Raw genomic sequence first — 6413 nt, forward strand, 5'->3', positions numbered from 1 at the left:
CGGCAAGCCCGTGGCAGCGCCCGAAGAGCCCGAGGGGTTCGGCGAGGCGATCACCGACCAGCGGCAGGGGATGGCCGACCGTTTCGGCCCCGCCGCGCAGTGGCTCGGCATCTCCGACGGGTTCGCGCGCATGGGGAATACCGAATCGGCGGCGAAGACGCTGGAAGCGGGGCTGGCGAGATATCCCGACAATGTCGACCTGTGGGTCGGGCTTGGCAATGCGCTCGCTGCGCATGGCGGTGGTGTGATGTCGCCGGCAGCGGCGCTCGCGTTCGACGAAGCGGCGAAGCGCGATCCATCGCATCCGGCCCCGCCTTTCTTCGCCGGGCTGGCGCTGGCGCAGGGCGGCGACTTGCAAGGCGCCGAGAGGGTGTGGAGTCGGTTGCTGGCGCGGAGCCCCGCCGATGCGCCGTGGCGGCCCGATCTCGAAATGCGGCTTGCCCAGCTTCGCCAGGCGCTCGGACCGCAATTGCCGGCTGAAACCCCGGCGGCTGTACCCCCCGCGGACGTCCCAAATTGAAACCTATTACAAAGGCTCGGGCTCGTCTAAAGGCGCGCGATGACTGCTGAGTCGCAACAGGCGGCGGGCGGCGCGCCAAGCGCTGCGATTGCTGCCGCCGAAACGGCCCATTACGGGCACGGACATCACGGCGATGGCAAGCTTAAGCTTGCCGTCGGTGCGATCGGAGTCGTGTTCGGCGACATCGGCACCAGCCCGCTTTACGCGTTCCGTGAAACCTTTGCCGGACATCATCCGATCGAAGCCGACCGGCTGCACATTTATGGCGTGCTGAGCCTCGTCTTCTGGTCGATGATGCTCGTCGTCACTTTCAAATATGTGCTGACGATCATGAAGGCCGACAACAAGGGCGAGGGGGGCAGCCTTGCGCTGCTCGCGCTGATCAGCCGCTCGTCGGGGGAGAAGCGCTGGACCTGGCCGATCATCCTGCTCGGCGTGTTCGCGACCGCCCTCTTCTATGGCGACAGCATGATCACGCCGGCGATGTCCGTGCTCTCGGCGACCGAGGGGCTTAGCTACGTCAACAAGGGGTTCGAACCCTATATCGTGCCGATCGCGCTCGCGATCCTGATCGGGCTGTTCGCGATCCAGTCGCGCGGGACGGCGAAGGTCGGAATGCTGTTCGGGCCGATCATGCTCGCTTATTTCACGATGCTTGCGGTGCTCGGCATGATCCATATCGTCGACCATCCCGGGATTATCGTCGAGACGCTGAACCCGGTGAACGCGCTGCGCTTTTTCTATGTCGACGGCTTCACCGCCTTCATCGCGCTTGGTGCGGTGGTGCTCGCGGTGACGGGAGCCGAGGCGCTTTATGCCGACATGGGGCATTTCGGGCGCGGGCCGATCGGCCTTTCCTGGCTGACCTTCGTTCTGCCCGCGCTGATGCTCAACTATATGGGGCAGGGCGCGATGGTGCTCGAGGCCGAGGTGGGGCCGCGCAGCGACCTGATCGCCGATCCCTTCTTCCAGATGATGCCCGAGGCGTGGCAGGTGCCGGTCGTGATCCTCGCGATCCTCGCGACGATCATCGCGAGCCAGGCGGTGATCTCGGGCGCCTTCTCGCTGACCCAGCAGGCGATCCAGCTCGGCTTCATGCCGCGCCTGCGCGTCGAGCATACGAGCGCGTCGGCGGCGGGACAGATCTATATCCCGATGGTCAACTGGGGGTTGATGGTGATGGTCATCATCCTCGTCCTTTTCTTCGGATCATCGAGCAACCTGGCCGCGGCCTATGGTATTGCGGTGACGGGCGCGATGTTCATCGATACCTGTTTGCTGAGCGTCGTGCTGTTTACCTTGTGGAAATGGCCGGCGTGGAAGGCGCTGCCGATCCTTGCGGTCTTTTTCATCGTCGACATCGCCTATTTCGGCGCCAACCTGATCAAGGTGCCCGACGGCGGCTGGGTGCCGCTGGCGATCGGCCTCACCATTTTCACCATGCTGACGACCTGGTCGCGCGGGCGCAAGTTGATGCAGCAAGAAATGGCCGACGGTGCGATGCCAATCCCGGTGTTCGTCAAGTCGGCGGCGAACAGCGCGACGCGTGTGCCGGGGACGGCGGTGTTCATGACGTCGAGCAGCGACGGCGTCCCTCACGCGCTGCTTCACAACCTCAAGCACAACAAGGTTCTGCACGCGCGGATCATCCTGCTGACGATCAAGATCGCCGACGTACCGTTCGTGCAGGAGGAGAAATTCTGCCTGCTCGAGGATCTGGGGCAGGGATTCCACCGCCTCGTACTCAATTACGGCTTCATGCAGCCGATCGACGTGCCCGAGGCGCTGACCCGCGTCACGAGCTGCGGCGGCGAGTTCAAGATGCTGGAAACCAGCTTTTTCCTGTCGCGCCAGACGCTGATCGCGGCGAGCAAGCCCGGCATGCCGATCTGGCGCGAAAAGCTGTTCGCGTGGATGCTGCGCAATTCGGAAAGCGCGATGGAATATTTCCGCCTTCCGACCAATCGTGTGGTCGAACTGGGCAGCCAGGTCGCAATCTGACGCGGCTCCGCAAGGTTAACTTCGTGACATGTCCGAATAAGAGTTTGTGCATTGGGGCAAGTCTTGCGATGCAAGGATGAACCTACAAAGGTCGACCAGCCTATGGATGTCGGCAACAACGAAGCTCTAATCCCGCCCGTACCGCCGGAACCCTTTGCCCTGATTGCCGGCATGGCGATGCAGGGCGATGGCGACGATACGCTGGCAATGTCGCTCCGGCGCATGGGGCTGCAACCCGAGCGTGTTGAGGGTGAAGAGGCCGGCACATCCGCGCGCATCGCATCGCCGCGTTTTCGCCTGACCTTCGGCGCCGTGTCGGTGATCGCCGGCAGGGCGGAGGGCGACGTGCTGGAGATGGCCGATCCCGACCATCCGTCGACCAGCCTGCTCGCATCGAGCCTGCCGCGTGACTGGCGGGAGAACGGTCAATGCTGGATATTTGTCCCGGAGTGCGGCGAGGCATCGGAATCATCGGCCGGAAAACCGGCACAAATGCGCGAGTTTTTCAAGATGGTGGTGCTGCTGATCGACTTGTTCGATGCAAGCCATATCTTCTGGTCGCCCGCGCGCCTGTGGTCGGACGCGCAGCAGTTCCGCGCCTCGGTGGCCGAGATGCTGGCCAGCGGCATGCCGCCGGTGCTGCATCTGGTCGCGTTCCGGCGCCACGAGACCGGGGACGGCGCAAGCATCGGAACGCGCGGGCTGGCGCTGTTTGCGGGACAGGAACTGGAAGCGCGCATACCCGTCGGCTGGACCGTGGCAGAGATGGTGCGGCGCCTGTCGCGCCTCGCGCTCGATATGATGCTGAATGGCCCGATCCGCCATAACCGCACGATGCGCGGGCTGGGGCCGAGCGAATGGATCGGCCTGTCGCCGCAGGCGACGAGCGGGGGCATGCGGTCGACGGTGGTAGTCGAGTTCGGCAGCGACGGTTGATGCAGCGGCGCGGTTGGCAGGGCGCTCCGCCGCCGCAAACCGGTTTTCAGCGCCATCATCTCATCCCCATTGCGTTGCTCCGGCGTCCCCAGATGGCGGTCCTGTTCGACCATTTGCAGGCCGAGGATTTCGCGCTGCAGCATTTCGACCGCAACGGACTGATACTTCCCGCCTGCGAGCCGGCGGCGCTGAAATCGGGACATGCACTGCATCGCGGGCCGCACCATGGCTATAGCGACGTGGTCGCGGCACGGGTCGAACGAATCCGCGCGCATTTCGTCCTTCACGCCTCCGCGGATATGCGAACGGCGCGGCGAACCGCGGTGATGCGCCTCCGCCTGCTCCAGGATGCGACACGACGCGCGCTGACCGACCGGCATGGTGCCGGTTTCTGGCTCAATCGCCGCGATCCGATGCGGTTGTTCGTCGATCGCCCCTATCTGGACGAGGCGATCGACAAGCTGTTCGGGGCGTCAAATGAAGCGCCGGCTACGGCCGAGAGCGAAGGTTCAGCTCTTCCGTTCGACAACTGAAAACTGGGGCGTCGCCCTCGTCAGCACGTCTACACAGGCCCATCCGGTCACGAACTGATAATGCGCAACGGGGCTGTTCACTTCTTTCCAGAGGCCGGATTGCAACCGAGAAAATCGGCTTTCTGTCACTTCATATGCGAAATGGTCGGGCACGCGCCCTTCCTCCGGCGTGTCGTCTTCCTCGGTGCTCAAAGCCATCTCGTCGAGGATTCTGACGACGCACGAAAGATCGAAGGAAACGCGTAGGAGCCGTTCGGGTTGATCGGGCAAAATGAAGTCGGCGACGACACCGTCGGTATCCCATTGAAAGCCGACAAGATCGCTTGCGACGGCCTTCAATGCTACTCCAGCGTCTATTGGTTTGTAGTTGGGCATCGCCGCACCTTATCGATCATCGTCACCCCGGACTTCATCCGGGGCCTGTCTTCTTGAAGGAAAAAGCGGATCCCGGGTCAAGCCCGGGATGACGTAAGGGAATGGCGCTTTGTCCGCTCCTCACCCCTAAGCGGCCGTGGAAGAGCCCGCCAACAGGGGCCTAAAGCCTGACCTTCGCCTCGAGTTCGCGGCGGGCGGCGAGATATTGAGCTTCGAGTTCGGCGACATATTCAGCGACCGGGCGCACCGCGGTCACGGGGCCTATGCCCTGGCCCGATCCCCAGATGTCCTTCCACGCCTTGACCTTGGTGTTGCCGCCCGAGCCGAAGTTCATCGTCTTCAAATCGCCTTCGGGCAGATTGTCGGGGTCCATGCCCGCCGCGACGATCGACTGGCGTAGATAATTGCCGTGTACGCCGGTGAAGAGGTTCGAATAGACGATGTCGCCCGCGCGCCCCTCGACGATACCATTCTTGTAGCTGTCCTCGGCATTCGCCTCGGCCGTCGCGATGAAAGCACTGCCGATATAGGCGAGGTCGGCGCCGCACGCCTGCGCAGCAAGGATCGAGCGGCCGTGGCCGATCGCGCCCGACAGTGCGACCGGGCCGTCGAACCATTCGCGGATTTCCTGCACGAGAGCAAAAGGCGATTGCCGCCCGGCGTGGCCGCCCGCGCCCGCGGCGACGGGGATCAGGCCGTCGGCGCCCTTCTCGATCGCCTTGCGGGCAAAGCGGTCGTCGATGATGTCGTGGAGCGTGATGCCGCCCCAGCCATGGACCGCCTGGTTGAGTTCCTCGCGCGCGCCGAGCGAGGTGATCGTGATCGGCACTTTCCATTTCTCGCAGGTCGCGATGTCCTGAAGCAATCGGTCATTCGATTTATGGACGATCTGGTTGACCGCATAGGGTGCCGATGGACGGTCGGGGTTGGCGCGGTCCCACGCTGCGAGTTCCTCGGTGATCTGGTGCAGCCATTCGTCGAGCAAGGATTGCGGCCGCGCGTTAAGCGCCGGGAAGCTGCCGACAACCCCCGCCTTGCATTGCGCAATGACAAGTTCGGGCCCCGAGACGATGAACAGCGGCGATCCGATCACGGGGAGGCGCAGGCGGTCGAAAATCGGGGGAAGGGCCATGGTGAATCAGTCTCCAGTTGCGGTTTGCAACTGACCTTAACGTAAACGGAAGGTCGCGCAAGAGCTTCCGGGCTGGCTTGTTGACCGGCGTCTATCGATGCGCGACGGTTGTTGGTCCGGCGGATGTTTGCGCTCGTTGCCCTCGCGCGGCAAAATGACGCGATGCAATTGTTCAAACCCAGCGTGCTTCCCGCGTCGACCGACATTGCGCGCCACCATCACCGCGAGCCCTATGCGACGTTGGTATTGGCCGGTGCCTATGAGGAAACGGGCGATTCCGGGCGATTGTCGGCGCGAGCAGGGGAAATATTGATGCACGGGCCTTTCTCGGCGCATCGCGACCGCATTTCCGCGGCAAGAACGGTGGTGATCGATCTTCCCTTGCCCTTCGACGCACGCGAATGGCCGGCCCGCGCTTATGTCGCCGACCCCGATCGCATTGTCCGGCTGGCCGAGCGCGATCCGATGGGTGCGGTGACGGAGATGATCGCCGGGTTCACACCGGCGTGCGCCGCCGAAGAGGAGGAATTGCCCGACCAGTTGTCGGTGGCGCTCCGGAGATCCGCCGCGCCGCGGATCGGCGAATGGGCGGCGGCGCACGGCCGTTCGCGCGAGCATGTCTCGCGCAGTTTCGAAAGGCTCTATGGCGTGTCTCCCGCCGCCTATCGCGCCGATTGCCAGGCGAAACGGGCGTGGCGGATGATCGTCGCGGGCGATGACAGTCTCGCGGGGATAGCCGTCGAGGCAGGTTATGCCGACCAGGCGCATATGACGCGCGCGGTGACGAAGCTTACCGGCGTGTCGCCGCGCCGCTGGCGGCGGGGTGCCGCCTGCTGATGAATGCCCGCTTTGGGTTGGTGAGCTGTCCCTTTTGTGCACCCCGGCGAAAGCCGGGGCCCAGAATTCTAACGCGAAC

At 63.9% G+C, this 6413-nt stretch carries 7 protein-coding genes; 5 read left to right on the top strand and 2 right to left on the bottom strand.

Annotation, left to right across the window (positions count from 1 at the left end):
- From VGD20_RS13105 to VGD20_RS13120, 4 genes are all read left to right on the top strand, one after another.
- On the top strand, positions 1-520 hold a 520-nt coding region (locus VGD20_RS13105), incomplete at its 5' end, for a tetratricopeptide repeat protein (protein WP_331134873.1).
- 39 nt (positions 521-559) lie between these two features.
- On the top strand, positions 560-2521 hold the full coding sequence (locus tag VGD20_RS13110) for a potassium transporter Kup (protein ID WP_331134874.1): 1962 nt from the start codon (positions 560-562) through the stop codon (positions 2519-2521).
- Positions 2522-2692: 171 nt separating this feature from the next.
- A complete protein-coding gene (locus VGD20_RS13115; RefSeq protein WP_331134875.1) occupies positions 2693-3457 on the top strand; it encodes a hypothetical protein in 765 nt (254 codons plus the stop codon).
- The gene (locus tag VGD20_RS13120) at positions 3457-3990 is read left to right on the top strand and encodes an AHH domain-containing protein (RefSeq protein ID WP_331134876.1); all 534 of its coding nucleotides are present in this window, start codon (positions 3457-3459) and stop codon (positions 3988-3990) included. The genes VGD20_RS13115 and VGD20_RS13120 overlap by 1 nt, the downstream gene beginning before the upstream one ends.
- Here the strand turns inward: VGD20_RS13120 and VGD20_RS13125 are convergent.
- Positions 3967-4365 carry a hypothetical protein gene (locus tag VGD20_RS13125; RefSeq protein ID WP_331134877.1) on the bottom strand — a complete coding sequence of 133 codons (399 nt, stop codon included), beginning with the start codon at positions 4363-4365 and terminating at the stop codon, positions 3967-3969. The genes VGD20_RS13120 and VGD20_RS13125 overlap by 24 nt on opposite strands.
- A 160-nt stretch (positions 4366-4525) precedes the next feature.
- Positions 4526-5497, bottom strand: coding sequence for a nitronate monooxygenase family protein (locus VGD20_RS13130; protein ID WP_331134878.1), 972 nt, complete (start codon positions 5495-5497; stop codon positions 4526-4528).
- A gap of 123 nt (positions 5498-5620) precedes the next feature.
- Between VGD20_RS13130 and VGD20_RS13135 the strand changes: the two genes are divergently transcribed.
- Positions 5621-6334, top strand: a complete 714-nt coding sequence (locus VGD20_RS13135; RefSeq protein WP_331134879.1) for an AraC family transcriptional regulator — start codon at positions 5621-5623, stop codon at positions 6332-6334.
- Positions 6335-6413: the final 79 nt, after the last annotated feature.

Source organism: Sphingopyxis sp. (assembly GCF_036402335.1).
Taxonomy (GTDB): Bacteria; Pseudomonadota; Alphaproteobacteria; order Sphingomonadales; family Sphingomonadaceae; genus Sphingopyxis.

Excerpts from the sequence above, each read along its gene's own strand:
- VGD20_RS13135 (WP_331134879.1), top strand. The coding sequence starts at position 5,621 with ATGTTTGCGCTCGTTGCCCTCGCGCGGCAAAATGACGCGATGCAATTG.
- VGD20_RS13130 (WP_331134878.1), bottom strand. The coding sequence starts at position 5,497 with ATGGCCCTTCCCCCGATTTTCGACCGCCTGCGCCTCCCCGTGATCGGA.
- VGD20_RS13120 (WP_331134876.1), top strand. The coding sequence starts at position 3,457 with ATGCAGCGGCGCGGTTGGCAGGGCGCTCCGCCGCCGCAAACCGGTTTT.
- VGD20_RS13115 (WP_331134875.1), top strand. The coding sequence starts at position 2,693 with ATGGCGATGCAGGGCGATGGCGACGATACGCTGGCAATGTCGCTCCGG.
- VGD20_RS13110 (WP_331134874.1), top strand. The coding sequence starts at position 560 with ATGACTGCTGAGTCGCAACAGGCGGCGGGCGGCGCGCCAAGCGCTGCG.
- VGD20_RS13125 (WP_331134877.1), bottom strand. The coding sequence starts at position 4,365 with ATGCCCAACTACAAACCAATAGACGCTGGAGTAGCATTGAAGGCCGTC.